Source organism: Vibrio salilacus, assembly GCF_002811245.1.
GTDB lineage: Bacteria > Pseudomonadota > Gammaproteobacteria > Enterobacterales > Vibrionaceae > Vibrio > Vibrio salilacus.
The window spans coordinates 143,828-169,643 of the sequence record NZ_NIVQ01000006.1 but is presented as its reverse complement, the minus strand read 5'-3'; the positions used below and the strand labels follow the sequence as shown (position 1 = coordinate 169,643).

At 44.5% G+C, this 25,816-nt stretch carries 21 protein-coding genes and 1 pseudogene; 8 read left to right on the top strand and 14 right to left on the bottom strand.

Features of this window, described 5'->3' with window-relative positions; all coding sequences use genetic code 11:
* Positions 1-4: 4 nt before the first annotated feature.
* Complete coding sequence (locus tag CDZ87_RS06435) at positions 5-643, bottom strand: transglutaminase-like cysteine peptidase (protein ID WP_422641442.1); 639 nt, start codon at positions 641-643, stop codon at positions 5-7.
* An 82-nt stretch (positions 644-725) separates the two neighbouring features.
* Positions 726-2,117, bottom strand: coding sequence for an HlyD family type I secretion periplasmic adaptor subunit (locus CDZ87_RS06430; protein WP_100752713.1), 1,392 nt, complete (start codon positions 2,115-2,117; stop codon positions 726-728).
* 212 nt (positions 2,118-2,329) lie between these two features.
* Here CDZ87_RS06430 and pdxH point away from each other — a divergent pair, with 212 nt between their 5' ends.
* The gene (gene pdxH, locus CDZ87_RS06425) at positions 2,330-2,965 is read left to right on the top strand and encodes a pyridoxamine 5'-phosphate oxidase (protein WP_100752712.1); all 636 of its coding nucleotides are present in this window, start codon (positions 2,330-2,332) and stop codon (positions 2,963-2,965) included.
* A 20-nt stretch (positions 2,966-2,985) separates the two neighbouring features.
* Here pdxH and CDZ87_RS06420 read toward each other — a convergent pair whose 3' ends face one another.
* From CDZ87_RS06420 to CDZ87_RS06410, 3 genes are all read right to left on the bottom strand, one after another.
* Complete coding sequence (locus CDZ87_RS06420; protein ID WP_100752711.1) at positions 2,986-3,699, bottom strand: helix-turn-helix transcriptional regulator; 714 nt, start codon at positions 3,697-3,699, stop codon at positions 2,986-2,988.
* A gap of 361 nt (positions 3,700-4,060) precedes the next feature.
* Positions 4,061-5,887, bottom strand: a complete 1,827-nt coding sequence (locus CDZ87_RS06415; RefSeq protein ID WP_100752709.1) for a formylglycine-generating enzyme family protein — start codon at positions 5,885-5,887, stop codon at positions 4,061-4,063.
* A gap of 141 nt (positions 5,888-6,028) precedes the next feature.
* Positions 6,029-7,126, bottom strand: a complete 1,098-nt coding sequence (locus CDZ87_RS06410; RefSeq protein WP_100752708.1) for a PEGA domain-containing protein — start codon at positions 7,124-7,126, stop codon at positions 6,029-6,031.
* Between the two features lie 494 nt (positions 7,127-7,620).
* On the opposite strand from CDZ87_RS06410, the gene CDZ87_RS06405 reads away from it, so the two are divergent.
* The 5 genes from CDZ87_RS06405 (at position 7,621) to CDZ87_RS06380 (ending at position 14,990) form a co-directional block, all read left to right on the top strand.
* Positions 7,621-8,436, top strand: a complete 816-nt coding sequence (locus CDZ87_RS06405) for an AraC family transcriptional regulator (RefSeq protein WP_100752707.1) — start codon at positions 7,621-7,623, stop codon at positions 8,434-8,436.
* A gap of 187 nt (positions 8,437-8,623) precedes the next feature.
* On the top strand, positions 8,624-11,743 hold the full coding sequence (gene putA, locus CDZ87_RS06400; RefSeq protein ID WP_100752705.1) for a bifunctional proline dehydrogenase/L-glutamate gamma-semialdehyde dehydrogenase PutA: 3,120 nt from the start codon (positions 8,624-8,626) through the stop codon (positions 11,741-11,743).
* Positions 11,744-11,765: 22 nt separating this feature from the next.
* Positions 11,766-12,464: a 1-pyrroline-5-carboxylate dehydrogenase gene (locus CDZ87_RS06395; RefSeq protein ID WP_100752703.1), complete on the top strand. Its 699-nt coding sequence runs from the start codon at positions 11,766-11,768 to the stop codon at positions 12,462-12,464.
* A 71-nt stretch (positions 12,465-12,535) separates the two neighbouring features.
* Positions 12,536-14,023: a sodium/proline symporter PutP gene (gene putP, locus CDZ87_RS06390; RefSeq protein ID WP_100752702.1), complete on the top strand. Its 1,488-nt coding sequence runs from the start codon at positions 12,536-12,538 to the stop codon at positions 14,021-14,023.
* A gap of 490 nt (positions 14,024-14,513) precedes the next feature.
* Positions 14,514-14,990 (top strand): Lrp/AsnC family transcriptional regulator, encoded by a 477-nt coding sequence (locus tag CDZ87_RS06380; RefSeq protein ID WP_100752701.1) that lies wholly within the window; start codon positions 14,514-14,516, stop codon positions 14,988-14,990.
* 43 nt (positions 14,991-15,033) lie between these two features.
* Here the strand turns inward: CDZ87_RS06380 and CDZ87_RS06375 are convergent, their stop codons facing one another.
* The 3 genes from CDZ87_RS06375 to CDZ87_RS06365 all read right to left on the bottom strand — a co-directional run bounded on the left by CDZ87_RS06375 (position 15,034) and on the right by CDZ87_RS06365 (position 17,865).
* Positions 15,034-15,738: a DUF445 domain-containing protein gene (locus CDZ87_RS06375; RefSeq protein ID WP_100752700.1), complete on the bottom strand. Its 705-nt coding sequence runs from the start codon at positions 15,736-15,738 to the stop codon at positions 15,034-15,036.
* Positions 15,739-15,861: 123 nt separating this feature from the next.
* Complete coding sequence (locus tag CDZ87_RS06370; RefSeq protein ID WP_100752699.1) at positions 15,862-16,290, bottom strand: acyl-CoA thioesterase; 429 nt, start codon at positions 16,288-16,290, stop codon at positions 15,862-15,864.
* 144 nt (positions 16,291-16,434) lie between these two features.
* Positions 16,435-17,865 (bottom strand): methyl-accepting chemotaxis protein, encoded by a 1,431-nt coding sequence (locus tag CDZ87_RS06365; protein WP_100752698.1) that lies wholly within the window; start codon positions 17,863-17,865, stop codon positions 16,435-16,437.
* 266 nt (positions 17,866-18,131) lie between these two features.
* Between CDZ87_RS06365 and CDZ87_RS17300 the strand changes: the two genes are divergently transcribed.
* A complete protein-coding gene (locus tag CDZ87_RS17300; protein WP_245834655.1) occupies positions 18,132-18,311 on the top strand; it encodes a hypothetical protein in 180 nt (59 codons plus the stop codon).
* 53 nt (positions 18,312-18,364) lie between these two features.
* Here the strand turns inward: CDZ87_RS17300 and CDZ87_RS06355 are convergent, their stop codons facing one another.
* Both CDZ87_RS06355 and CDZ87_RS06350 read right to left on the bottom strand, forming a co-directional pair.
* Positions 18,365-19,495, bottom strand: coding sequence for an HlyD family secretion protein (locus CDZ87_RS06355; RefSeq protein ID WP_100752697.1), 1,131 nt, complete (start codon positions 19,493-19,495; stop codon positions 18,365-18,367).
* Positions 19,495-19,881 (bottom strand): DUF3302 domain-containing protein, encoded by a 387-nt coding sequence (locus tag CDZ87_RS06350; protein ID WP_100752696.1) that lies wholly within the window; start codon positions 19,879-19,881, stop codon positions 19,495-19,497. Before CDZ87_RS06350 ends, CDZ87_RS06355 begins: the two co-directional genes overlap by 1 nt.
* A gap of 174 nt (positions 19,882-20,055) precedes the next feature.
* Here CDZ87_RS06350 and CDZ87_RS17555 point away from each other — a divergent pair.
* A pseudogene (locus tag CDZ87_RS17555) lies at positions 20,056-20,266 on the top strand (EamA family transporter); the annotation flags it as partial.
* 28 nt (positions 20,267-20,294) lie between these two features.
* On the opposite strand, the gene CDZ87_RS06345 reads toward CDZ87_RS17555, so the two are convergent.
* The 4 genes from CDZ87_RS06345 to deoD all read right to left on the bottom strand — a co-directional run bounded on the left by CDZ87_RS06345 (position 20,295) and on the right by deoD (position 25,712).
* Positions 20,295-21,875 (bottom strand): GGDEF domain-containing protein, encoded by a 1,581-nt coding sequence (locus tag CDZ87_RS06345; RefSeq protein WP_100752695.1) that lies wholly within the window; start codon positions 21,873-21,875, stop codon positions 20,295-20,297.
* The gene (locus CDZ87_RS06340; protein ID WP_100752694.1) at positions 21,856-23,343 is read right to left on the bottom strand and encodes a tetratricopeptide repeat protein; all 1,488 of its coding nucleotides are present in this window, start codon (positions 23,341-23,343) and stop codon (positions 21,856-21,858) included. The genes CDZ87_RS06345 and CDZ87_RS06340 overlap by 20 nt, the downstream gene beginning before the upstream one ends.
* Before the next feature lie 132 nt (positions 23,344-23,475).
* The gene (locus CDZ87_RS06335) at positions 23,476-24,945 is read right to left on the bottom strand and encodes a lactate dehydrogenase (RefSeq protein WP_100752693.1); all 1,470 of its coding nucleotides are present in this window, start codon (positions 24,943-24,945) and stop codon (positions 23,476-23,478) included.
* Positions 24,946-25,001: 56 nt separating this feature from the next.
* A complete protein-coding gene (gene deoD, locus CDZ87_RS06330) occupies positions 25,002-25,712 on the bottom strand; it encodes a purine-nucleoside phosphorylase (RefSeq protein ID WP_100752692.1) in 711 nt (236 codons plus the stop codon).
* Between the last annotated feature and the right edge of the window lie 104 nt (positions 25,713-25,816).

Here is a 25,816-nt window from a genome sequence, read left to right as displayed (position 1 = left end):
TTGCCTACTCATCATAATTGACTATGGGTTTGTTTAGTTGGAGCGATTTTTCACGCTCACGGAGATCATTCCAAAGACTGAGCCTGGAAGATTTCCCTGCAAGTTGTCCTTTTTTCGACTTCATTAGCCATAAGTTTTTACCGTTGAAACTGTAAATAGGTAATAGGTCGCGGCGGGTAGAAGCGCGTTTAATCTCTGGGTTAATATTGTCCAACAGTACCGGCTCTGCACTCGGTGTGGCATAGTATGCCAACACCATATGGAACTGGTTGAGCTCGATAGCTTTAACATAGACCAAGCGCAGTTTTTTATCGGGGACGCCGAGCTCTAACAAAGAGAAATATTTGGCAATGGTAAAATCTTCGCAGTCACCCGCATTACTGCCTAAAAATTCGAGCGGCGTTGCCCAATAATCGTTTTTTCCCCAAAGAGTAATATCATCAACAAAATTAAGCTGGTTAAAGAAACGGTTCACTTTGGTGAGCTTTTGTCGCTCGGGGAGTGAAGCGTACTGAGACATTTCCCGACGCCAGCTTTCCACTCGCCTTGCAGCGCGATCGCCATAGGTTTTTCTGACCGAATCAACCCAACGTTGCTCTTGGGTGTTAAGAGCAAACGAGGTCGTTGTAGCAAAAAATAGCAGCGCAAAAGCGACTGAGTATTTTGCTAGAGTGATTGCCTTCAAGCGGCAATCCTTGAATAACGGTCATTGAGATTAACCATAGCTATTCCTTTAGGGCGTTGTTTTGTGCGCTTAAAATTGGTTTAAGTAGATATTCAAGTATGGTTCGCTTACCTGTAATTATATCGACAGAAGTGGTCATTCCCGGAATTATAGGCAGCGAGTTATCTTTGTTGAGACTGGTCTCTTTGGTGCGGATACGCACAAGATAAAAACTATTGCCTTCTTCATCGGTGGTGGTATCGGCACTAATATGTTCTAAAGTGCCTTCTAACCCACCATATTTAGTGAAATCATAAGCACTAAATTTAACAATGGTTGGCAGTTCAGGGCGCAAAAATGCAATATCCTGAGGTGCAATCTTAGCCTCAACCAACAGCGTATCTTCACTCGGAACAATTTCAACAATATCCATACCCGGCTGAATAACGCCTCCAACTGTATTAACGTTGAGCGTTTTTACTGTGCCTGTGACCGGTGAGGTTACGGTGGTGCGGTTTACGCGATCCTCTAGACCTATTGTCGACTCAGTCAACGATGATAGTCTATCTTGAGCTTCGTTGAGCTTTTCTTGCTGTTCTGAACGAAACTTCTGGGCCACATCAATACGGTTAAGCATTGCTTCTCGAACTGCTGATTGTAAAACTGGCATTTTGAGTTCACTAGAGGTTAGTTCGCGACGTGTGTCGTTAACTTGGCGCTGCAGTTTTAGTAATTCAATACGAGGGACAACCCCCTCTTCGGCAAGTGGACGTGTAATCTCAAGTTCTTCATCGGCAAAGCGATAGCTTTCACGTAAGTTTTTGATACGCGCCTGGATCTCTGCTAAATCTTGTTGTTTTTGCTTAACTTGTTGGTCAATCACAGACAGTTGGTTGCGGAGTTTTTCGAGATTTTGACGGTACTCATCTCGTTGTCGCGCGACAAGTCGAGGTTGAGACTCGACCAATATAGGAGGAAAGGCGAGGCGGTTAAAATTGAGCAGCACCGCTCGTTGCCATTCTGCCTCTTCAAACTCTTCATTAATGATCACACTGGTAATGGATGCTGATAGTTGCAGCACACTTGCGGTTAAGTTGGCGACTTGTTGTTCACGCTCGCGGTAATCGGAACGAAAACGTGTGTCATCAATCAGCAACAATTGCTGGCCTTTTTCAACTTTCTGTCCTTCACGAACAAGGATCTCTTTGACTAAACCACCTTCGAGGTTTTGTACCACTTGAAGTTGTGAAGAGGGTACGACCTTTCCTTGACCCACAGTGACTTTGTCAATTTCAGCCCACGCAGCCCACAGACCTGCTAAAACAAAAAATATCACCATTACCCACAGCATGATGCGGGCACTGTTTGGCGTATTCAATAATAACGCAGCGGTTTTGTCATCGACATAATCCAGCTCGTCAGGAGTAAGCTTGTTATAATGGCTCTTACTCATTAGTGGCCCTTGTAATATGGTGATATTCGATTGATTTTATTACTGATAGCTAAAAATGTTAAGGACTTAGCGTCAGTTTTGTCATTCAAGATGATAGGTTTCTCCTTTTTGATAGATAGTTCCAATAAAGTGTAGTCATAACCCGTGTCTTGGGCTTGAGTTCTTGTCGAGAAGCGCGCACAATCGATGAAAAATTTCGTCGAGGACAAGAGATGGAACTTGAAGATATTCGCCGCGAATATAACAAAGGTGGACTGCGCCGAAAAGACCTCAACGCAGACCCAATCGAGCAGTTTAACCTGTGGTTAAAACAAGCCATTGAGGCGAAACTGACCGACCCGACAGCAATGACAGTCGCGACCGTTGATCAAACGGGTCAGCCCTTTCAGCGCATTGTACTACTAAAAGATCTCGATAAGCGCGGTTTCGTTTTTTATACTAACTTGGGTAGCCGCAAGGCTCAGCATATAGAGCATAATGGCAAAGTTAGCCTCCATTTCCCATGGCACCCATTAGAACGTCAAGTTCATATTACCGGTGTAGCAGAAAAATTATCGGCAACGGAAAACTTGAAGTATTTCTCTTCTCGCCCTAAAGGTAGCCAGCTTGCCGCTATCGCCAGTAAACAAAGTAGCCGAATTTCCGCTCGTGGCGTGCTGGAAGGCAAGTTTCTTGAACTCAAGAAAAAGTTTGAAGCCGGAGAGATCCCAGTACCTAGTTTCTGGGGCGGGTATCGTATTCGACCACAAAGCATAGAGTTTTGGCAGGGTGGAGAGCATCGACTTCACGATCGCTTTTTGTTCTCGAAACAAGAAGAGCAGTGGATTATCGACCGTTTAGCTCCTTAGGACAAAATCGAATACGCCACTTACGTGGCGTATTCACTATTGAGAGCAACCGAAATTTGGGTTTTCAATAATGTTTTCGGGATATGCGATCCATAGCCTTGGTCAAGCGCCATTTCGACTAATTGCGCTTTTGAATGAGCCCCAAACTTACGCCTTAATCGCACCACGTAGCTTTCTAACGTTTTCACCGATATGTGCATAATATTGGCGATGTAGTGTGGTTTCTTACCATATAAAAGCAGAAACAATGCTTCAGATTCTCTGTCGGTTAACTGACAGCTAAGGGTACTCGTTGCGGGAGTAACGGCCGTCATGGGACGTTCTGTTGAGATTCCAGTGGCTCGACAAATCCAATGACCCACTTCTAAAATCGCAGTATCTGACAGCTCTTGACCATAAAATATTGTACCTTGAACTTGACCACTATCATCAAGCCATGGAATCTTGGTAAAGATATGTGCACGCCAGGTCCCATCAGGGTAGGGGTGGATATCTAACACTTTGAGCTGAGTTTTGTGCTCCATGACATATCGATCTTGGTTGACAAAGTCGCTAGCACAGCGGGTGGTTGGACTCGGCATCTGATGGTCGGTCAAACCGATACAATCATGAGGTTGATCAAAGCCGATTAATTTGGCGTAAGCGTCGTTAGCATAAACAAAAACCGAACGGAGATCTTTGCATCCCCAATATCCGGGTAATTGCGCAAAAAGGGAGAGCTGTTGTGGATTCACAGGTGCAACAGTAAGCTATTAAATAAGATGACTATCATAGCATGTTCTATTGAATAGGCAGTTGTAGATATTAGATAAGTCGATGGGTTGCTCGTTAATTTGTCAGTCAGTGTAATGGTTGACTGTAACTCAAGTGAAGAGTGGGGCGATGAATAAAAAATGCCAGGCATCAATTGATGACTGGCAAATACAAGAACCATAAGTTCCTGTCCAAGTGTAGAAGAGGTTCTATGTACTCAGAATAAATCACTGAGAGATAGACATATCAATATACATCAAACTTAAGTGGCTAGACTTAAGTTCGTTATCGATTCTATCTTTTTGAAATAAATAAAAAAGGGGGGAAATCCCCCTCAGATACTTAATTGATATCGCGTACGATACGAAAGCCAACATAGTTGGTGGCTTCTGATGGAGAGAGGAATAATTGCTTATCTGCCGCCGCCATATTTGGCGAAAAATTCCAAGCACCTCCCTTAACGATGCCGCGTGGACTACTGGTCCACTGCCACACGTTGCCAACACTATCATAAACACCTAGTTGGTTTGGTTTGAAAGCACTGACCGGAGCGGTACTTATATTTGACCAAGGTGTGCCACTCCAACCGGTATTGGCTTGACCTGGTTTAAATTCATCACCCCACCAATACTTATCTTGGCTACCAGCACGTGCGGCGATTTCCCATTCATCTTCAGTGGGTAGACGATAAGATGCGCCAGTTTGTTGGCGCAGCCAATTGGTGTATGAGCTAGCGTCATTTTGGCTAATACACACCACTGGAGAGTTTGGATATTGCTTAAAGCCTGGGTCGCGCCAACTGCTGTTAGCAATAGGAGTGACTTCGGCGTTAACCAATGCGGTACACGTGTTTTTGAGCTCGGCATCCGTTTGATAACTGGTGTGTTCGACAAAGGTTGCGAATTGGCTAACGGTCACCGGGGTAACCCCAATCGCGAAAGCATGATCAAGGTAAACTTGCTTTGAGCCTTGTTCTCCCACAAAGAATTTGCCAGGTAGTAAAGTGACAACTTCTGGCGCTGAACCTTTGTTAGCCATGCCATCGGCAAACTTAGTTCCATTGCGCAATGGATTGGCTTTCTCTGTTAATACGGCGCGTAAAGAAGTGTCTGATTTAATCGATATTTGCTGATTAAACGGTTGATAACCTTCTTTTTTGATCAAGACATTGTGCGATCCCGTCGGCAACATCACTTCGATAGGAGTGCTGCCATAAGAGACACCATCAATAAAGACATTGTCATTGTATTGATTTGAACGTAAAGAGAAGGTCACCCAAGCAATTTCCTGATCGACAGGTAATTGTTTGGTGCTATCAACGCCGGGAGCGAAACAGTATTGATTTTCGACCTGAAGCAACTGACAAGCCACGGTTTCGCTTGGTCTTGTTTCCAACTCTACATCCATAACAATGCGGTAGCGAACACCATCGTAAAACCCAGACTGCTTGGTGGTATGTCTTAACACGTGAATATTGAGAGCGGTATCGTCGATATTACGTTTTACCAAAGCGCTTTCACTGGTTTGGTTTGGGAGCTCACTGCGAAACTGTTTAACTGCCTTTTGCAGTGCTAGATCGCGAGTTTGTTGGTCGCATTGCGCTAAGGTCATTGATGGCTGACAGCGGTTGGTAAAGCTGACCGCGATATTACTTGGCTGTTGCAGTTCATGGTTCAGTTGTTCAACTCGCGCACGAATTTTGCTTTCGCCAAGACCGACAATTATTTTTTCAATTGCTTCCACTTCAGCATTACGTGTGATTAACAACGCACGTTGCTCTTCAACGGCTTGTTCTGCCGCTAGGCGTGCTTTCTGGTTTTGCTTAACCGTTGACCAGGCGTCTTGATAGGCTTGTTGAGAGGCAGCCAAGTCAACACTCGGGTCGTCAATCATGCTTTGATAATCAGACTCGAGCTTTTGCTTTGCGTTAGTGAAAGCTTTCTCTATTGCTTTCGCTTGTTGATCGAGAGAGCTAAGTTCAGCTTGTTTTTTATCTAGCAGTGCTTGCTGCTCGTCTTTTGTTTGTCGCGCTGTGCTGAGTTCGTCATGTTTGGTGAACAGTTGGTCATCAATTTGTATTAATGACGCTTGCCCATCTTCAGCGAGGGCTGGAGACGGAACTAAGCATGGCAATAATGCTAACAAAAGGGCGGATAAACCTGGACGCATTGACTATCTTCTACATCTAATTATTGGTTAATGGGCTTATTCTAAACGAAAACGCCACTTTATCTTAAGTTATCAATGAATAACTGAAGATCAAAATGGCGCTTTAGTTCATCTTTGTGAATCAGATTGGTAAAACAATCGTTAGCCACTTGGACGAAGCTTAACCCAAACCGTGTCACTGGTATTGACACTGATCACGCGGTTATAAGTTTCAAATCCGTTTTTTGATACCGTCACTTGGTGTTGACCGCGAGGCAGTACAACTTCAACAGGAGTACTCCCGTAGTTGATACCATTAATAACGACATCATCGTCAAACTGATCAGAACGCACCGTTACGTTGACCCAGTTTTTGTCTTGATTCTTGTTGTCTGCTGTTTGTTCGCCTTTTAAACAGTAACGAGACGACACGTTTAGCAGCTTACAAGCCGCTGACGCCTCAGGTCGTGCCTGCAGTTGTGAACGCATTTCTGTGTAATAGTCGTTGCTGCCTTCGAAACCAGAACGGATCACTTGGTTTTCTTGAACATGTACGTTGAGCTGTACATCTTTGGCATTCTGCTTCGCGATGTTAGATTCAGTGAGTCTATCCATCAACTTAGCTTTGAAAGCTTTGACCGCTTTTTGCTTAGTTAAATAGTGACCTTGATTCTTACACTCACCAATCGTCATCGTTGATGAACATGTGGTTTTATAGCTGGTTTCCAACACATCACTTTCACGTAGTTCAGCCGCTAAGCGTTTTACACGAGCTTCAACTCTTTGCTCTTGCAGGTAAGAAAGCTCGCTATTTAGGCGTGCTTGCTTTTGTTTGACCTGAGACAATCGCATTTCACTTTCAGTGATGGCTTGTTGGTTTTCAAGAATCGCTGACTGGTTATCCTTAACTTCAGTCCAAGCGTCTTGATAAGCTTTTTGAAAAGAAACTAAGTCGATCTCTGGATCATCTAAAAGACGGCTATATTGTTTGTCCAATGCTGACTTAGCTCGATTTCGCTTTGCGTTGAGCTCTTGCTCTTGGCGCTCAAGCTTATCTTGTTCGTTTCGAAGTTGTTGGAGGCGTTCAGCTTCAGAGTCAAACTCTGTAGCCATAGTGCCCAATTCCGCTTCTTTAGTTTCTAATTTAGTTTCGATTTCAGCAACAGGATCAGCCTGTACACTTTCCTGTGCAAAAATCGAAGTCGAAACCCAAATAGGGCCTAGCGCAAGCAAAAGCGCTGCGATGCGACGTATGATCATAAGTCCCTGCAACAATTAACGTTTAAACAACCAATGTAAAATAATCAAATCAGTGCATATCCATAATATATGCAACTTACATTAGGAAAAAGACAAACTTTTGACAGTCCATTGTTCAGATGCCTTACAAAGGTCTCTTTCTTCCATTTCTATCACCCTACTCTAAGAGAGTGTGACCTAAGCTTATCATAATTAGAGATAAACTTATCTAATACATATTCCATTTTGGGCGCATTCAAGAAATATGCAAGTAAAGATTTTTGATTCAGAATGGCTAAAGCGGGTAGAAGTGACATGAGCCGTAATTTATGTGCACTTGATCATTCTTCCAGTGCTTTGGTTGGCGATTTTTCAACCACTTCAGGGTGAGGTTGAGCGATAACCCTGATCCTGATTGTGCAACCTATTTTATAACTTATCAATAGTAATTTCGAGTTACGTCACTTTTGTTATACCATGCCCAAACCCACTGATAACTTTTTTCGTGATCTGCTATGTCTCGCGTAAATAAATCGCCAAGTGAAGCATCAACTGCCAAAGAATTGTCGCCTAAACCTGCCCAAATTATCACTTTGCCTTCTTATATGGAGTGTCATGATCATAGCTATACCCAAGTTGTCATTGGCTTAAAAGGCCAAGCAGAGTTTGAGGTCAGTGGCTATGGCAATTTGGTTGGTCCAGGCCAAGGTTGCGTCGTGACGTCGGGTACAGGGCACGCATTTGGTGGTGTGGTCGGTCAATCTGACATATTGGTGCTTAACATGCCGTTGCCTCAAGAGAGTGATGCGATACTGCTACAGCGGTTGAACGAACTTAACCAGAAAGAGACCTACTTTAAATTGGATGGACAAATCCAAAAATTAATCCAGATGTTGGTCGCGGAAATGCAAGCGAACCCCGATGACCTATTGCTTAGCCGAGCTTGCAATGACACGGTTGTCGCGCTGCTGCAGCGGCATATGTCGGCATTTGAAACGTCGCGTAAAGACTCACGTTTTGATCTAGAAGCCATCGATCGTTACATTGAACAACATCTCACTCAAAAAATTTCTGTCACCCAGTTAGCGGGCAGCGTCTTTCTCGGTGAAAGTCAATTCCATTCACTGTTTAAAGAGCAGATGGGCATTACGCCCCATCAATATGTTCTTGGTAAGCGTATTGATATGGCTAAGCAATTTATTGAGCAAGGCAACCTTACCCTTGGTCAGGTTGCGGAGTTTACGGGTTTTTCTGGTCAAAGCACCTTTACTCACTCTTTTTCCCGTCTTCAAGGTATGTCTCCTTCTCAGTACAAGAAACAATTCAGTTAAATAAGATAACGCAATCGAGATAATACTTTACTCATTTGAGTGTGACTGTGTTTTTGTTTTGTTAAAAATCAGAGTATTTAACAAAAAACTCGGAGTTTTTGACAAGTAATCTTCTCAAGCTCAAAATACACTGCTTGTCACTGTAGGAAACCTGAAATGATTTCAGGTCTGAGATTGAGGAAAACGCATGTTTACAGCAACTGATGTGTTGAATGCTGAGTTCGTTGAGCAACCGCTTAATGAGCTTTGGTCATTGATCTCGCCACTATACATGGTGGACGAATCACAATGGCTTAACCAATTGCTGCCTTTGGCAATGCCAACCGATGCTGAAAAAGAACAGATTACAGTCAAGACAACGGATTTGATTAAAGCGATTCGAGCAGATAAAAAATCAATTCAAATGATTGATGCGTTACTGCTTGAGTATAGTCTCGATACCCATGAAGGCATCTTGTTAATGTGTCTTGCTGAAGCGCTAATGCGTATTCCTGATGCCGCCACAGCGGATGCGTTGATTCGCGATAAACTCACTGTGGCTGATTGGAAATCTCACCTGAAAAATTCAGACTCAGTATTCGTTAACGCCTCAACTTGGGGATTAATGCTAACTGGGAAGGTGGTTGGCCTGTCTGAAAATGAAGCGCAAAGCCCAGTGAGTGCCGTTAACCGCTTAGTTAACAAGATGTCAGAACCTGTGATTCGTCAGGCGATGCACCAGGCAATGAAAGTCATGGGTCATCAGTTTGTCTTAGGTCGTAGCATTGCCGAAGCGCAGAAAAATGGCAAAGCGATGCGTGATAAAGGCTTTACTTACTCTTACGATATGTTGGGCGAAGCGGCGTTAACGACGGCCGATGCAAATAAATATTTCAAAGATTATCTAATGGCGATCGAAGCGGTGGGTCGAGATACTTACGCTTCAGACAAAAGCCCAGCGCCATCGGTATCGATTAAGTTATCTGCGCTGCACCCACGCTACGAAGTGGCCAATGAAGCGCGTGTATTGACCGAGCTATACGATACGTTACAACAACTTCTATGTCGTGCCGTTGAGTTAGATGTCGCGATTACGATTGATGCCGAAGAAGCTGATCGTCTTGAGCTCTCTTTAAGGTTGTTTGAAAAAGTTTACCGTAGTGAATTAGTCAAAGGCTGGGGCAAGTTTGGTCTAGTTATTCAAGCTTACTCTAAGCGTGCTTTGCCCGTTCTTGTTTGGCTAAACCGCCTAGCGAAAGAGCAGGGTGATTTGATCCCACTTCGCTTGGTGAAAGGGGCGTACTGGGACAGCGAAATCAAATGGTCTCAGCAAGCGGGCTACACTAATTATCCTGTCTATACTCGTAAAGAAGCGACCGACGTGGCTTATCTGGCCTGTGCGCGTTTCCTATTGAGTGACCACGTTCGCGGTAATATTTTCCCGCAGTTTGCCAGTCATAACGCGCAGACGGTGACCTCAATCGCGGTCATGGCAACACATAAAGACTTTGAATTTCAGCGTCTGCATGGCATGGGCGACTCGTTATATAACCACGCCATGAGCGCATATCAACAATCTGTTCGCATTTACGCCCCGGTTGGTAGCCATAAAGATTTGCTGCCGTATCTGGTTCGCCGTTTACTTGAAAATGGCGCAAACAGCTCATTTGTTCACCGTTTGGTCGACGCGCGCTGTCCTATCGACAGTTTAACTCAGCACCCGGTTGATATGCTGTTGGCGTTCGATAGCTTTAATAACACCAGTATCCCACTGCCAATGGATATTTTCCCAGAGCGTAAAAACTCTGCTGGCGTCAACATCGATATCGAAAGTGAAGCTAAGCCATTTGAGCATGAAGTTGAGAGTTTTCTTAGTAAGCAATGGATTGGTGGTCCGGTAATCAACAATAAATTACTCGCTGAAAGCATGATCAAGGAAAATCTTAATACTGAAGTCGTCACTGCACCATACGACCGACGTATTGAAGTGGGTAAGATTGCTTTTGCATCACTTGATCATGTTTCCGCTGCGATTGAGGGAGCGAAGCAAGCATTCCCAAGCTGGCAAGCGACTTCGAAAGCGCAACGTGGTGAAAAACTTGAAGCATTAGCGGACCTGTTAGAAGAGCATTTAGCAGAGCTTGTGGCGCTGTGTCATCAAGAAGCGGGCAAAACCATCCATGATGGTATTGATGAAGTGCGTGAAGCGGTCGATTTTTGTCGTTACTACGCTAAGCAGGTCGATGCCCTAGGTGCATTGTCGCTCAAGGGGTTCGATGGTCAAAGCCGGTCGATGACTCGCCAAGGTCGCGGTGTGTTTGTCTGTATTAGTCCGTGGAACTTCCCGTTGGCTATTTTCTTAGGTCAAGTCACCGCTGCGTTGGTGGCAGGCAATACCGTAGTGGCTAAACCTGCCGAGCAAACCAGCCTTATCGCGGCTCGTGCTGTTGAACTAATGATAGATGCTGGCTTCCCTGCAGGTACTATTCAATTGGTAACGGGTCGCGGCGCAGAAATTGGATCAGCACTTACGTCTCACCCTGCGATTGCGGGCGTGGCGTTTACTGGTTCGACGGCAACCGCTCAACGTATCAACCAAACTCTTGCCGCTCGCGATGCGGCTCCGGTTCCATTCATCGCTGAAACGGGCGGTCAGAATGCGATGATCGTCGACAGTACAGCACTTCCAGAACAAGTTGTACGCGATGTAATTCGTTCGGCATTTGCTTCTGCTGGTCAACGCTGTAGTGCGCTGCGAGTGCTTTATGTTCAAGCGGATATCGCGGATCGAATCACGGCGCTGATTCAAGGTGCGATGCAAGAGCTGAGCGTCGGTAAACCGTACTTGCATTCTACTGATGTTGGTCCCGTGATTGACGCTACGGCTAAATCTAAGTTGATATCGCACATTGAACACATGAGTAATAGCGAGAAGAAAATTGCCCAACTGGCGTTGACGGATGAGCATGCTCATGGCGATTTTGTGCCTCCAACGGCATTTGAAATTGCTGATATTTCATGTCTCAAAGAAGAGCAGTTTGGTCCGATCTTACATATTGTTCGCTTTAAGGCCAATGAGTTAACACAGGTGGTTGAACAAATTAACAATACTGGATTTGGTCTAACCATGGGTATCCACAGTCGCAACGAAACGACCTATCGTTGGATAGAGAAACACGCTCGTGTGGGTAACTGCTACATCAACCGCGACCAAGTTGGTGCCGTCGTAGGTGTTCAACCGTTCGGTGGTCAAGGCCTGTCAGGCACGGGGCCGAAAGCGGGTGGTCCACATTACCTGTATCGATTTACACAAGCACAGTTTTCTTAATTTAAAGGCGAGAGGAATAATTATGGTTCATCAAGTCACTCGTTTTTCTGATGCTTTTTCAGCTTGGGAAAACTGGAATCTGACCGATTTTGATTCAAAAAGTGAGTGTTTGCTCGCTTTTAAACAGGCTTTACAACAAGTAGAGCCTGAGTTGGCTGCCGTTGTTTCTTACCATATTGAGCAAGCGTCAGCGTTACTCGCTGAGACTCATCAATTGGTTGGTCCAACGGGTGAAACCAACGAACTTTACACCGCAGGTCGCGGTGTCGCTGTTGTCATTCAGGATGCATTACAACAGCAGGCTAAGCATGCCGTGGTCGCGCAGTTAACGGCGGCGTTAATCGCGGGCAACACCGTTATCTTATGCAGTGATGACGATGAGCTTAGCCAAGCTTTAGAGTCTGCTTATGTGCAGTCTTCATTACCTACTCACTTAGCACAATTTGTTGCACTTGATGCTTACCATCAATTGCTCGATTCGGATGTACGCAGTCTTGCTTACGTGGGTAGTCATGAGGTTGAAAAAACAATCAACCGCTTACTTGTACAGCGTTCTGGTGCCATTGTAAGCCTAACGTCTGAAACGGATCTGGTGAACATTCCTGTTGCGCACGATCCACACTTAGCGCTCCGTTTTATTACAGAGCGTACCCGAACAATAAATATAACAGCGGTGGGCGGTAACGCGACCTTGCTTGAACTTGGTAGTGAAACCCACTAACTCTTCGTTAGTCTGCCCTCGAATTTAGAGGGCATTCAGGGAAGGCGATATTATTAGAGAGGATAAATCACATGGAAAATAGCTTCGCTATTACGACGACGTTTATTGCGTATCTTTTGATGATGCTAGCAATAGGCGTGTATGCATATCAACGAACGAAAAGCTCAAGCGATTATTTTCTGGGCGGCCGTACACTAGGGCCATGGCCTGCGGCACTTTCAGCGGGCGCTTCAGACATGAGTGGCTGGTTACTGCTTGGTTTACCTGGTTACGCCTATGCTGCAGGTGTCGAAGCATTCTGGCTTGCGGGTGGCCTGCTGATAGGTACATGGCTTAACTGGCTTGTAAGTGCAAAACGTTTACGTACTTACAGTATTACCACAGACGCACTAACCTTACCTGAATTCTTATCACGTCGCTTTAATGACACGTCTAAAATGATTCAGGTAATTTCGGCATTCTTCATTCTGTTGTTCTTCCTTTTCTATACCAGTTCAGGTTTAGTTGCAGGTGGCAAACTATTTGAAACCGTTTTCGGCTTGGATTACACCACCGCAGTGATTATCGGAACAGTATGTGTTGTTTCTTATACTATGTTTGGTGGTTTCCTTGCGGTCTCTTGGACTGACCTAGTTCAAGGTTTGTTGATGTCGGCAGCACTACTAATTGTGCCTATTGTTGCACTAGAAGGTGGCTTTGGTCAGTTAAATAGTGACTTGGCGAACATTAACCCACAACTACTGACGCTATGGAATGATTCAAAAGGTGAGCCTTTATCGGCAATCGCGATCATTTCACTGGCAGCATGGGGTTTGGGCTATTTTGGACAGCCGCATATCCTGGCACGTTTCCAAGCTTCTCGTTCGAACAAAGACCTTATCACGGCTCGTCGTATTGCGGTAATTTGGACAGCACTGTCGATGGTTGGCGCTATGTTAGTGGGTTTGGTTGGTTTAGTGTATGTAACCAACACAGGCCTTGGCATTGACGATGGTGAGAAGATATTCATGCTTCTGGTTAATGCACTCTTCCATCCAGTGATTGCGGGTATTCTGTTAGCGGCGATTCTAGCGGCAGTAATGAGTACTGCTGACTCACAGCTCTTGGTTTCCTCTTCAGCTTTGGCGGAAGACTTCTATAAGCAAGTGTTTAAACAAGACGCATCTTCGGAAGAGATTGTGATGGTTGGTCGTATTGCTGTGATTGGCATTTCAATTGTAGCGCTCATGCTTGCGATGACGCCAGACAGCTCAGTCCTTGGTCTTGTTTCTTACGCTTGGGCAGGTTTTGGTGCAGCCTTTGGTCCAGCTTTAATACTGAGTCTGTACTGGGAGCGTATGAACCGTAACGGTGCTCTTGCTGGCATCCTCGTTGGTGGTATCACCATCGTTGTTTGGAAACAGCTATCTGGTGGATGGTTCGATGTTTATGAGATTGTTCCAGGAATCATTTTATCGATTGCCGCTATCGTGATTGTCAGTTTGGCAACCGGTGAACCTGATCAGAGTGTAAAATCTCAACATGCGACGTTTAAGAAGCAGCTAGTCGAACTTGACTAGATCGCGAACGTTTTGTTAAAAAAGCCCCGACTTCGGGGCTTTTTGGTTTTTTTGCTCTATTTATTGAACATAACTCACGTTTTCTAAATTATCGTTTGAATTTTATGAACTCTCGCTCTCAAAATGTGTCGACTATCAATAACGAGCGTAAAAAGGAGAGACGAAGATGCCACAAATGCACTGCCATTGTTGTCACAAAACAACGCACCACAAGGTCGTAATGAAACGTTGTGAAGTACAGCATGATTCTTTGCTAAAAAGCCTGTCTTATACTTTCTCTACGCTATTTCAAGGTGCCCATTACGTTAAGATGGAAAAGCAATCATTTTGTCGAGTATGCAATAGTCAAACGGCCGTTGAACCTGTTGCGAATCGTTTTTCGGACGCAAAAATTGCATAAGTTCACAACTTAACCGTCATGCAGCTATTAACGTCGCGCGGTTTTCCTCTAGAATAGAGCTCAATACACGTTGTTAATTTTGAGCGAATCATGAACCTAGATAGAATTGATAAAGAAATTCTTCGCGCCCTCAATCTAAAAGGCCGACTGCCGATTGTCGAGTTGGCCAAACAGGTTAACTTGACCACCTCACCTTGTTCAGATCGAGTCAAACGGCTAGAGAAAGAAGGGTATATTTGTGGTTATCATGCTGAATTAAATCCAGAAAAGCTCGGCCTGGATGTACAGGTATTTATCCATATTCGCCTCGATCAAACTAGCTTCTCTATCTTTGAAAAATTCGCTCAAGCGGTTGCCGATATGCCCGAGATCGAAGCGTGTTATTCCTTATCTGGTGACTTTGATACTATGATCAAGGTGCGTGTTAAAGACATGAAAGCTTATCAAAGCTTTATGTCGACTAAGCTCGGCACCTTACCCGGGGTGATCCAAACGCGCAGTGAAGTTGTGATTGAAGAGCATAAAACAAGTTTTGGCGTCAACGCCGATTTGATCACTAAGTTATAAAAAAGGAAGCCAATCGACTTCCCTTGGGGTTGATTGATTGAGGTTAGGCAACAAATGATGAGCCAATACCAATCAGGCCCCCAAATACACCACCCCAAACGACTAACCAACCTAAGTGCTGCTTAATCATCTTCTGTACCATCTCTTTAACTAGCTTTGGCGTAAGCTCATCAAGACGCTGATCTATAATGTTTTCAATGTTTGCCTGAATTTCTTCCATCATGGCAGGCGATTCAAATTGTTCTTTTAAGGCTTGTTTAACCGAATCACTTTGGCTAATTTGAACTACTGACTCTTGCATCTTCTCGACGAAGGGCTGCTTAAGTGGCTGTAGTGCTTCAGTGCCACCTAACATGGTTAACATACTGCCAAATGAAGAGTTAGCAATCACGTCTACAAGAGAATCAAAGGTAGGATTGAAGTCTACTTTTTCTAACACGGGCTCTAGGTTAAGTGAGGTGCTCCCCCCCATCTCTTTGTTTAAAAATTTGTCGATATTCGACTGAGTAAAAAATTGCTCCATCATTAAGGTTTTGATGGCCGCCTTAAACTCCTCAAATCGAGCTGGTATTACGCCCGATCCGTACAGTCCGGGGACTTTTTCAAACAGCATATGGATAGCGAGCCAGTTAGTAATCGCGCCAGAAAATGCAAATAAGCCGGCGTAAAAGGCGGTTTGATTGTCTGCTTGGTAACCGCCAGCCAGCAAAGCAAGGGCAACAAGGTTAGTTAATAAGCTCTTGTTCATCTTAATAATAAAGTAGTTTGTTTAACGGTGACGCGAAGTATATACCAAGTTAAATCGCATTGGACACCTATTCTCAATCTCGGCTATGGATGCTGATTTATTACCAATGCCTTGTTGGAACGATTATTTCTCTTGCGCAGTAATAATCGCCTGCTTGATCTGATCTGGAATGGGCGCTTTGGTATTGTTTTTGAAATCGAACATTACACAAGTTGCACGGCCGTTGGTGGTGACTTTACCTTGTTTTTTACTGACGATTTGGTACTCCATGGTAAAGCGATCGTCTTGAAGATCAACCACGCGTGATCCAATGAGCAAAGTATCTGGATAGGTGACTGGGCGCTTGTAATGGCATTCAGTATGGCCGAGCACCGGGCCAATTTTACTTTGCTGCAAATTTACCAGTAGATCGATTTGGTTGAAATAGTCGAGACGAGCGGTTTCAAAATAGCGGAAGTAAACTACGTTATTGACGTGTTGTAGCGCATCCATTTCACCCCATGCCACGGGGATTTCAGTAATAACTGGGTAATCTGCCAGTAAATTGTTCATGTTGCTTCTCCTTGAGACTGAGTAATTAGTCTAAATCGAATTTAATGAAATGTAATTTCAATGTTGATAAATTGTGACATGGCGAGCGCGACTGGTGGGAAGGAATAGAGACGAGAGAAAAGGGGCCATCGGCCCCTTAGGTGATTAAGTGCGGTATTGCTTGAGAATGTCGGCTAGGGAGACCGATGCTTTGGTCAGGTTAGCGACCCCCAGTGACGATTGCTCGGCAATGTTACGGATAGTATTTGACTGAGTACGTATATCACTGAGTTCAGAGGCTATGTCATTGGCAACGGCACTTTGCTCTTCTGCTGATGTTGAGATTTGGATACTCATATCCATCAGTGAACGTGCTGAGTCTGAAATCGACTGTACATCATTACCGATATCGGCCACTAAGTCACTGCTGGTTTGCGCTTGGCTGACGGTTTGTTCAGTGATTGACGCAATACTGCGAGTTTCTGATTGCAGTTTTTCGATCATTGCCTGAATTTCTACAGTTGCGGACTGTGTGCGGCCAGCGAGGGTGCGAACCTCATCGGCAACAACAGCAAAACCTCTTCCTTGTTCGCCAGCACGCGCCGCTTCAATTGCCGCGTTTAGAGCCAACAGGTTGGTTTGCTCAGAGATGGCATTAATGGTCGTAATGACTTCATTAATTTGCGTGGTATTTTCTGTCAACGTTGCAACGGATTGGGAGGTTTGAGCAATATAATCAGAGAGTTTAGTGATCTCACTAATAGCAGATTGTACGCGTTGGTAGCTTTGCTCGATATGCTGTGAATCGCTCTCTGTTTGAGACGTAGACTGTTGAGAAATATTCGTCACTTCTTTGGCTGATGCCGTCATTTCTTCCATCGCCGTGGCGACAGAATCGAGAGAAGCATACTGTTGGCTAATTTGTGATTCGCTGGTCTTCATTTCTTGTTCAAATGAAGACGAGGTTTCGCTTAATGTTGTGGCATTGTCTTTGACCACCACAACCAGGTCGGTCAGTGTATCCATGGCTTTATCGAGTGCACAACCAATGGTACCAAATTCGTCACGACCAGGGTGAAAGCCGAGGCGTGAGGTTAAGTCGCCTTCACCAATACGTTGCGTCGTGGTGTAAAGTACCCAAAGCGCGCCGCCGAGGAAGGTTGCCACCCAGTAGCAAAATATGGCAAATGGGATGACCCATAAAAAGCTCAACCCAAAGCTCATCATCGCTTCAGACTTTACTTGTTGTGCTTGGTTACGTTTATCTAACGTCAGCTGATACACTTTGCCATCTGGACCTTGTTTGGATACGGTGGCTAAGCCTTGATCGTAGCGAGGCGGCGAAACGCGATTGACCGCTTGAATCTGATTAAATGCTTTTAAGCTTTCAGGTGTACTAGCGGCTATCACTCCTTCGAGCTTTTGCTCAGCCGCGAACAAGGTGTGTTGTTCAAACGCTTGCAGTGTGTGAGAGTATCTGCCACCAGCTAACGCGGCTACTGTTATTAGAAATAATGCAAAAATGACCCATATCTTGTCATTTATCGACATCTTAATAAACAGCTTGTCTATCGTTCGAAACTCAACTTCTTTCATATTGGGATTCCTATTCCTGCTATGCCGGAAGGCTAATTGGGGTTGGCTAGTAATGTATCTATTAATTTATCGGTCAAAGCGGCAGAATTATGAGTCATTAGTCTCGAAAATATGTAATTAACCTGCACATTTGTTTTCTTATTGTGATCCTAGTCTTGTTTGGGTGCTAATGTGCGATAACGCCGAGAAATAGACATGTCATTGAATCGCGAATTGTAGCGACGATTGATCCGCGTGATAGGCTAGTGTTTATATGGTGCGAACCAATGTGTAGGGTAGAAGTTAGTAAAGGGCGTTTTTTCCAACGGGTGAGAAAATGGCAACAACACTCAGTCGTTATTGGTGGCAGTGCTCCACATGCTAAAGGGATGTTTATACACTTACGCAACTTAGGATTTAAGTATAAAGACATGATAGATGATGAACTGTTTCTCAACTTGGCGTAAACAGAGAATGAATAAAGAAAGCCTAGAGGAGATTCTAGGCTTTCTAATTTTTATCAGTGATCCAAATAGAGGAAGTTTTGCCAGCTCTTCATGCGGATAAGAACTTTTCGCATGATAGAAACATGGGTAAATTTATCTGAGTAAACTGCCACTTCGACTGCTGTCCCCAAAGGTAGGTTGTACTGCGATAGATCATCGGTGATTTTGAGCTTAACAAAAACCCGTCCGCTCGTTCGCAAGGCATCGGTTCCTAGCAGCGCACCACGTGCTTGGAACTGGCCCTCACCTATAACCGGTAGTAACTCAACCACTTCGCCTTTGAATACTTTACCCGGAAGTGCTCTGAAAACAAATTCTGCTTCGTAACCAGATTTTAGGCGTTGCAGTGAGTTTTGTCTGAATGCTGCCATATAGTGGATGTCTTCTTGATGGACATAGCTCATCACTGGTGCTAGTGGTAAAGGGACCGCCATTACGCCTGGCCTTAACGCCAATTGCGTGGCGAAACCATCGGTTGGTGCACGGACAATGGTTTGCTCTAAATTGAACTCAGCTTGACGCAATTCTTCAATCAAACGCACGACCGTTGTATTTTCACCGTCAATTTCAGACTCAAGTGCTAGTTGTGCTCGTTCTATTTTGGCGTTAGCTACATTCACGGTGGATTCAGCTGCTTTATATGCTTGACGGCGTGTATCGAGTTGTTGCTCGGTGAATGCGCCTTTATCAAAACCACGTTGATAGCGGTCAAGCTCACGTTTGGCTTTGTCTCGTTCGGCGACCGCTTTGGCTTTTGACGCCAAGGCTTCTTGAAAGGAAGACTCTAATCCAAGAGCACTTTGATTTGCTTCTTTAATTTGCGCTTGTTTCTTTGCCACTTCGGCTTGATAAGGAATCGGGTCGATTTTAAAGAGAACATCGCCTTGCTTTAGTGGTTTATTGGCTTGGACAGGAACCTCTACGACTCGCCCTCTTACACCAGAAACAATCGGTGTAGTTGAGTAGATTTGATTGCCAATTTGAGTGAATGGGTGGTTGTAGTTCATTAATAGGATAAGTGTACCAATCAAAACCACGCCGCCCAGAGCTGCCGTTGGCACAGTCCATTTGTTCAATGGGATTTTAAACACTTTAAAAATGGTAATACAAATAGCGGTGTAAGTAAGAATGAGAAGTATATCCATTAGTTTTTCTCCTCATCCGCCCGGAAAGTTTCCTGCATCAATGTGCTATTATTTTGCGCTTTTAACTCGTTTAACTCTGCTTGCAGTTGTGTCACCTGATCGATTAAGGCATCGACTCTATGATGAATGTCGTGTTGCTCAGCCTCTAGTTTGTGAAAGCCCCAACCGCGTTCTTTACGCCACAAGGTTGCCCATATCCATAGAAATGGCCAAATTGCATGCAAAGTAAACAAGCTAACCCAGCCAGCATAATGTATTGCGTCTTGATGCGGGTGTTCGCGCTCTTTAGCAATTTCATAGGGAATATCGTGAATAACGATAATGCCATAAAAAATCACTAGTGCGACGAAGACCAATAGCCCAAGTGCAAAGTAGTCCAAAAACATAATTATGTTCCTTTCTGTGGTGGCAAAATTATCTAAGATGACGTTTATTCAAATATAAAGTATAGGAATAAAAACAATATATTAGACACGTTAATGTATTGTTTTTTTGATCTATGTTTAGCTAATAATAGGGAAAAGGATGCCATTTCAAGGAGAGGTTGCAGCTGTTGGTGCCGCATTGGACCGAATAAAACGTTATTACTTGCTCTGGGTATCGTATTAACTATCCAAACTTTGGCTAGGGGTTATCATCGTTACGGTCTCGGTTTCAGCGGTAGTCTTTGACAATGATGGTCAAACGATTGACTGGCAGGAGATCGGTTTTGGTTTACTTGCCAGTGTTCGCCAAGCAAGTGGCGTTGTTATTTCGCTATTTTTGTACGTTGATAGGCTCATATCAATCCCTTGACTGACTATTCACTACACACTTGATTACGTCCGTTGGCTTTAGCACGATACAATGCTTTGTCGGCACGATAAAAGGTACGCTGAGTATTTTCACCTTCGCGATGTAGCGTGATGCCAATACTGACGGTAAGGCCACGTTCACCCAAAATGTCATGCCAACCGAACTGATAGATACGTTCGCGGTAGTTTTCTGCATGCATTTCGGCTTGTTCAAGCGTCGAGCGCTCAAGAATGATCAAAAACTCTTCGCCACCGAAGCGCACGCAGGAAGCCCCCCGGAATTTAAAGTAGGTGCTAAGCTCATGAGCCACGTTGACAATCGCTTTATCGCCGACGAGGTGGCTAAGTTCATCATTAATTGACTTAAAGTGGTCAATATCGACGACCATCAGTGCAAAGGGATCATCATGCAGCAATAGATCTTTGAGTTTAACGTCGAGCCAGCGACGGTTATGTAAGTTGGTTAATGGATCGGTAAACACGTCTTGTTGTAATTTCGCTACGGTATGCTTTTGATTTTCTGTTGTCTCTTTGAGCTCACGGTTCTCTTGTTCAGATAAGATCAGTTTTAACTGTAATTCAAAGCGCGATAGGCGTCGTAATTGGCTTGCACCGAGTTCGCCAATCGGAATCTTCTTCATTAGATCACTTTCAATACGATAAGCGTGTTTTTCGTAATTAAGCGCCGTTTGATAGTCGTTATTTTGCGTGCAGATCGCGGCAAGTGAGTCGCACAGCTTAAGGCTCAATACCGGTGAGGCGTAAAGTCGCACTCGTCTTCGGGTTGACTCGAGTAACCAGTTAGCGATATGTGGCTTGTTTTGTTCGCTCAAACAATAGGCGATTTCAAGACGAATCATGTTTGAAAGCCAGGTAGAATGAATATTGCCAGCGGCGTACTGAACGTTGCTTAAACATTGCATCGCCAAATCAATCTGCTGGTTTTGTCGATAGAGCTTTGCCTGGTACAGCAATACTTGACCAGACAGAACTTTGTCGCTGACCAGAATACTGAGCTCTTCACACTCTTTGATTAACTCAGTCGCCGCAGTCGTACGGTTGAGTTCGATATAGCATGCGAGCATGTAGAGTTTATAACGTAGGCGTAATGAACGACTTGTGATGGCGTGATCGATACTATCAACCTTTTGGTAGTAACGAAGGGCGCGGTTATGATCGCCATAAGCGTCACATAAGTTGCCCATACCTAAAACCGCTAATACATAAGCATCAATAAAGCCGTTATCGACCGCAATGGTTGACGCGCTGATGTACTGATTGAGCGCTCCATGGAAGTCCCCATTTTCAACCAGTCGTTCTGCTAAACCATGACAGACTTCTAAAACCAACTCTGCGTCTTCGGGCAGCGATAAGTAATCAAGTGCCTCCCGTAGTTCATCAATACTGGTTTGCAGTTGTTTTAGCTCAGAGCGAAATTCAGCACTAATGATTAAACACTGCGCTTTTTCTTGTGCTGTAGTGGCAACATGTTGTCGAGTATGATTCCAAAAAATCAGTGCTTCTTCACCGCTGACTGATGTTGCATCTAATCCAGAGTCGGTAATCTTATTTAACAGTACTTCCATCGTGTTGTTCCTGTCTCTGGTTTTCTTCTAGTTGATCTAAGGTGAATGGGAAAGAAAGAATGTCGTGATAGACCACTATAGGAAGTTCGTTATTTAACCCTTTTCGGTGCCAAGGGTAGATTTCTATCATTTTTGTCAGCACATGGAAAACGCCCAGTCCCTCTTCGCCTTTATCAGCAAGTAAAATTCCCAGCCTTTCACTGCTTAAACGTGAAAGTAGGTCTTGTTTATTACAAAGAGAGTGGGCGAGTTCGGTACAAATATCGAGGTAATTTGAGTCTGAATGTTGCAACATGATGACTGCATGATTCGAACGTTTTAGCTCGGTCTTGAACAGAACCAATTGTTCCCACCAATAGGTTTCTGACACCATTTGACTTAGTTGCTTTTCAGGATCGAATTCATGTTGTCCACGAATTCGATTAATGAGCTTACGGGCACGCTGTTCGAGCTGTCTTTTGGATGCGCGTGCTTTGTCACTGCTAACTCGGGCGGTTTGCTCACGCAACATATTAGTGGAATGTTGACGATATTTTCGGAATGCTTCGAGCGCTAATCGGTAATCGCCAGACTCTTCGGCGACTCTCGATTGTTGAAAGCAGATTTGTGACAGCAATTCACCGTTATCAAAACTCACCGCAGATTGCTCGGCTTTAATCAATAGTTGTGCTGCTTTTTTAGGTTGTTTACGCAATAGTTCAACGCGCGCTCGACTGATAAAGGAGTGCGCCTTCATCCATATTAAGTCGTGACGTATCGCAAGATCATGTGCTTTGTTGGTGGCCTCTTCGGCATCTTCGATACGTTCGAGTCCAAGTAGAGCAAGACCGCGAAAATCCCATACCTCCGCTTGCCACGTTTTATCGTAGTGATCTTTGAGTGCTTCTGCAGCGCCATCAAGGACAGAGAGCATCTCAACATAGTTATTGAGGAGGTAGTAATCCCAAGCCAAGAGAATTCGCGCTTTACCCTCTAACCAACCAATGCGTGCGTTGTTGGCAACCTTTACGGCGAGTTCATGAGTGGTTTTGGCAAGGTGGTATTCATTAGTAATACGCCAAACGTTACCCAGGCCAATTAATGCTTCGAGTTGGATTTCAGTATCATCAATCAGAGCGGATTGTTCTAACGCGTTAATCCAGTATTGTTGAGCTGAATAGTATTTGGCTTGGCCCCAATAATGCAGCGCGTGGATGTGTAAAATTTCTGGAAGCAAGTCGTCAGTATCAAGAACTTTCAATTTGCTGTAAGCTTCTTTGATGTACTTTAGGCCTTTGCGGTACTCCATTGAGCACCACGCGCAGCGCGACATAATCACCAAGCATTGGATTTCGCCCTCGGGATAGAGAATTTGTACAGAACGCGATGCACATTGCTCTGCAACTGCCCAGACTTTTTCTGGGTCAGTCTCTATTCTGCCTTTGAGTTGATCTATCTCGACTTTTAACAGCCGTTGGCTTTTATCCAATGAATCAATCCTATACTGCTGAGTACTCTACCAACACACCCTTTATAGCATTATATGAATAGCTAGAGAGTGAACTCCACTAAAAGTAATAACACAGACACGGTTTAACGGCGCTCGTCACACTATCATATGTTAGGCAAGCAGCTCACTCAGTGTCAGAGGCGATGGTGTAAGTTCTAACATCTGTGCCGCAGTCTTCCCTTCCTTATTTTGGTAGCACAAATTGTGCCAAGCTCTAAATATATCAAGCATAGGAAGTAAACCTCCGGGTCGTAACTTACGTCTAGGCTCGTTGATGAAACTTTCAAAAAGCGTTTCAAAGCGGTGTTGGAAGAAAGCCGTTTGACGAATTGAGGCCGTTCTAAGCCATTGTTTAGGCTGGTTGTTACATCCCGCTAGATAACAGATTCCCTTTGAGGCCGAGCCATTATTTGCAATTGCCCAGCGGTCACGCCACCAGCCCATATGGACAATATCAATTTTATCAATGGGGTAATCTTGATGCCATGATTGATCTTCTTCAACATAAAGAAGGTCGATATTTTGACGTTGGATTCGTCGTAAACACACACTCAGCGCAGCAGAACGTAAAACGGGATCTTGTGGTAGGTATATTGAAACTTGCCGGTCCTCTTGGCACAAATCGAGCACATGTAAAAAATGCGCGTACGAGGTGTAGGGCGGTCGGATAAGTGCGCCCTTTGATGGGTAATTAAATGTCGTTAGATTACCCATAGGGTCTTCGACATTACCGCGCGCTAGGATGGTTTGATATTTTTGGTCAATACGTTCATGCAGTATCGGTGAGGGCTCAGGTGTCGGAATATTGGCTTCAGAGGAGTGATCACGAGAGACAAACCTTGCCGGGGGGTGATATGGGTCATGATCTACCTCGCCTACAGGCTCTTCATTGGCCGAGTAATTGACATGCTGGCAAAGAATGTAACCACTGTGAGCTTCCCCGGTGGCGATCCATAATACACCATTGTTGCTCTTGGGCTGGAGAGTAATATAGTGTGATGCTAGCTCATAATTGGCAGCATGATTTACCCAACGAGCATCAAACATAGCGAGCTTTCTTCGGCATCGACTGGCAATATGGTCAAGGTGATCGTAGAACGTCTTTGGATTGATCTCTAATTTGCGGCAGATTTCGCGTACCGAATAGCTCATAAAGAGCAAGCCAAGGAGGTTTTCTTGAAAATGGAGTTTTTTGTTGGCACCGGACCATTTATCAACAAAGGTTGATTGGCATAATTTACAGCGATAGCGTTGGCGATCGCCACTGTAACCAAAAGCGTGGTAAAGGTTTTTGTGGGTATGAACCGAAAGGCCAAAGTTATCACAGTCGTCGTTACGACATGCGGGAAGGCCATCACTGTGGAGATGTCTTAACCGATGCAGTTCGTTAAGCACCTCTTGGTTGTTAAGTAAGGGGGGGAAAGCACCACACTCCCGACAAACCATCGCAGGTCGCTTGGGATTAGCGTGCTGCACAACATAACGATGTGCATCACTCAATCCAAAATTGTCACACGCCAATGTTTTACAAAAATTGAGTTGTAACCCGTCTGCGTCCTGTGGCAGTTTGCCAGTCGTCACTATCTCCCCCTCTGGATTAATATTGCTGCCAATAGATAGTTGGCAGCTAAGTCTGATTAGATGTTGATGGCCGTCTCTAGTGCGACTTTCATCATGTCGTTGAATGACTTCTGACGCTCTTCAGCACTGAGTTTTTCGCCACGGATGATGTGATCTGACACGGTAAGAATGGTCAAAGCTTTCGCACCAAGATCAGCCGCTACACCGTAGATACCAGCAGCTTCCATATCAACGCCTAAGATGCCTAATTTTTCCATCTTCTCGAAGATATCAGCTTCAGGGGTGTAGAAAAGGTCTGCAGAGAACACGTTACCGACTTTAATTGGCACTTGTTGTGCACGTGCTTGGTTAACCGCTTCTTCTAGTAGACCGTAGTCAGCAATGGCTGCGAAGTCATGGTTGTTGAAACGAATACGGTTTACTTTCGAATCGGTAGAAGCACCCATACCGATGACAACATCCATAAGTTTAACGTCATCACGTACTGCGCCACAGCTACCAACACGAATAATATTTTTCACACCGTATTCAGCGATCAATTCGTGGACATAGATACAGCACGATGGGATGCCCATGCCATGGCCCATTACAGATACTTTTTTACCTTTGTAAGTACCTGTATAGCCGAACATATTGCGAACATCACACACTTGCTCAACATCTTCTAGAAAGGTTTCTGCGATGTACTTAGCTCGTAGTGGATCACCAGGCATTAGGACGGTTTCAGCGAAATCACCTGGTTTTGCGTTAATGTGAGGGGTTGCCATGGTTAATACTCCAAGTTTACTAGTAACTCAATTTACTGATTACTAATTATGTTGATTTTGAATAATCTGTTGAGGCAATACTAGCTTTATGAAGTGACAAGCCA

Bases quoted from the DNA above. Each gene is read 5' to 3' on its own strand.
- CDZ87_RS06430 (WP_100752713.1), bottom strand. From the start codon at position 2,117: ATGAGTAAGAGCCATTATAACAAGCTTACTCCTGACGAGCTGGATTAT.
- pdxH (WP_100752712.1), top strand. From the start codon at position 2,330: ATGGAACTTGAAGATATTCGCCGCGAATATAACAAAGGTGGACTGCGC.
- CDZ87_RS06415 (WP_100752709.1), bottom strand. From the start codon at position 5,887: ATGCGTCCAGGTTTATCCGCCCTTTTGTTAGCATTATTGCCATGCTTA.
- CDZ87_RS06410 (WP_100752708.1), bottom strand. From the start codon at position 7,126: ATGATCATACGTCGCATCGCAGCGCTTTTGCTTGCGCTAGGCCCTATT.
- CDZ87_RS06405 (WP_100752707.1), top strand. From the start codon at position 7,621: ATGTCTCGCGTAAATAAATCGCCAAGTGAAGCATCAACTGCCAAAGAA.
- putA (WP_100752705.1), top strand. From the start codon at position 8,624: ATGTTTACAGCAACTGATGTGTTGAATGCTGAGTTCGTTGAGCAACCG.
- CDZ87_RS06395 (WP_100752703.1), top strand. From the start codon at position 11,766: ATGGTTCATCAAGTCACTCGTTTTTCTGATGCTTTTTCAGCTTGGGAA.
- putP (WP_100752702.1), top strand. From the start codon at position 12,536: ATGGAAAATAGCTTCGCTATTACGACGACGTTTATTGCGTATCTTTTG.
- CDZ87_RS06380 (WP_100752701.1), top strand. From the start codon at position 14,514: ATGAACCTAGATAGAATTGATAAAGAAATTCTTCGCGCCCTCAATCTA.
- CDZ87_RS06375 (WP_100752700.1), bottom strand. From the start codon at position 15,738: ATGAACAAGAGCTTATTAACTAACCTTGTTGCCCTTGCTTTGCTGGCT.
- CDZ87_RS06370 (WP_100752699.1), bottom strand. From the start codon at position 16,290: ATGAACAATTTACTGGCAGATTACCCAGTTATTACTGAAATCCCCGTG.
- CDZ87_RS06365 (WP_100752698.1), bottom strand. From the start codon at position 17,865: ATGAAAGAAGTTGAGTTTCGAACGATAGACAAGCTGTTTATTAAGATG.
- CDZ87_RS17300 (WP_245834655.1), top strand. From the start codon at position 18,132: ATGTGTAGGGTAGAAGTTAGTAAAGGGCGTTTTTTCCAACGGGTGAGA.
- CDZ87_RS06355 (WP_100752697.1), bottom strand. From the start codon at position 19,495: ATGGATATACTTCTCATTCTTACTTACACCGCTATTTGTATTACCATT.
- CDZ87_RS06350 (WP_100752696.1), bottom strand. From the start codon at position 19,881: ATGTTTTTGGACTACTTTGCACTTGGGCTATTGGTCTTCGTCGCACTA.
- CDZ87_RS06345 (WP_100752695.1), bottom strand. From the start codon at position 21,875: ATGGAAGTACTGTTAAATAAGATTACCGACTCTGGATTAGATGCAACA.
- deoD (WP_100752692.1), bottom strand. From the start codon at position 25,712: ATGGCAACCCCTCACATTAACGCAAAACCAGGTGATTTCGCTGAAACC.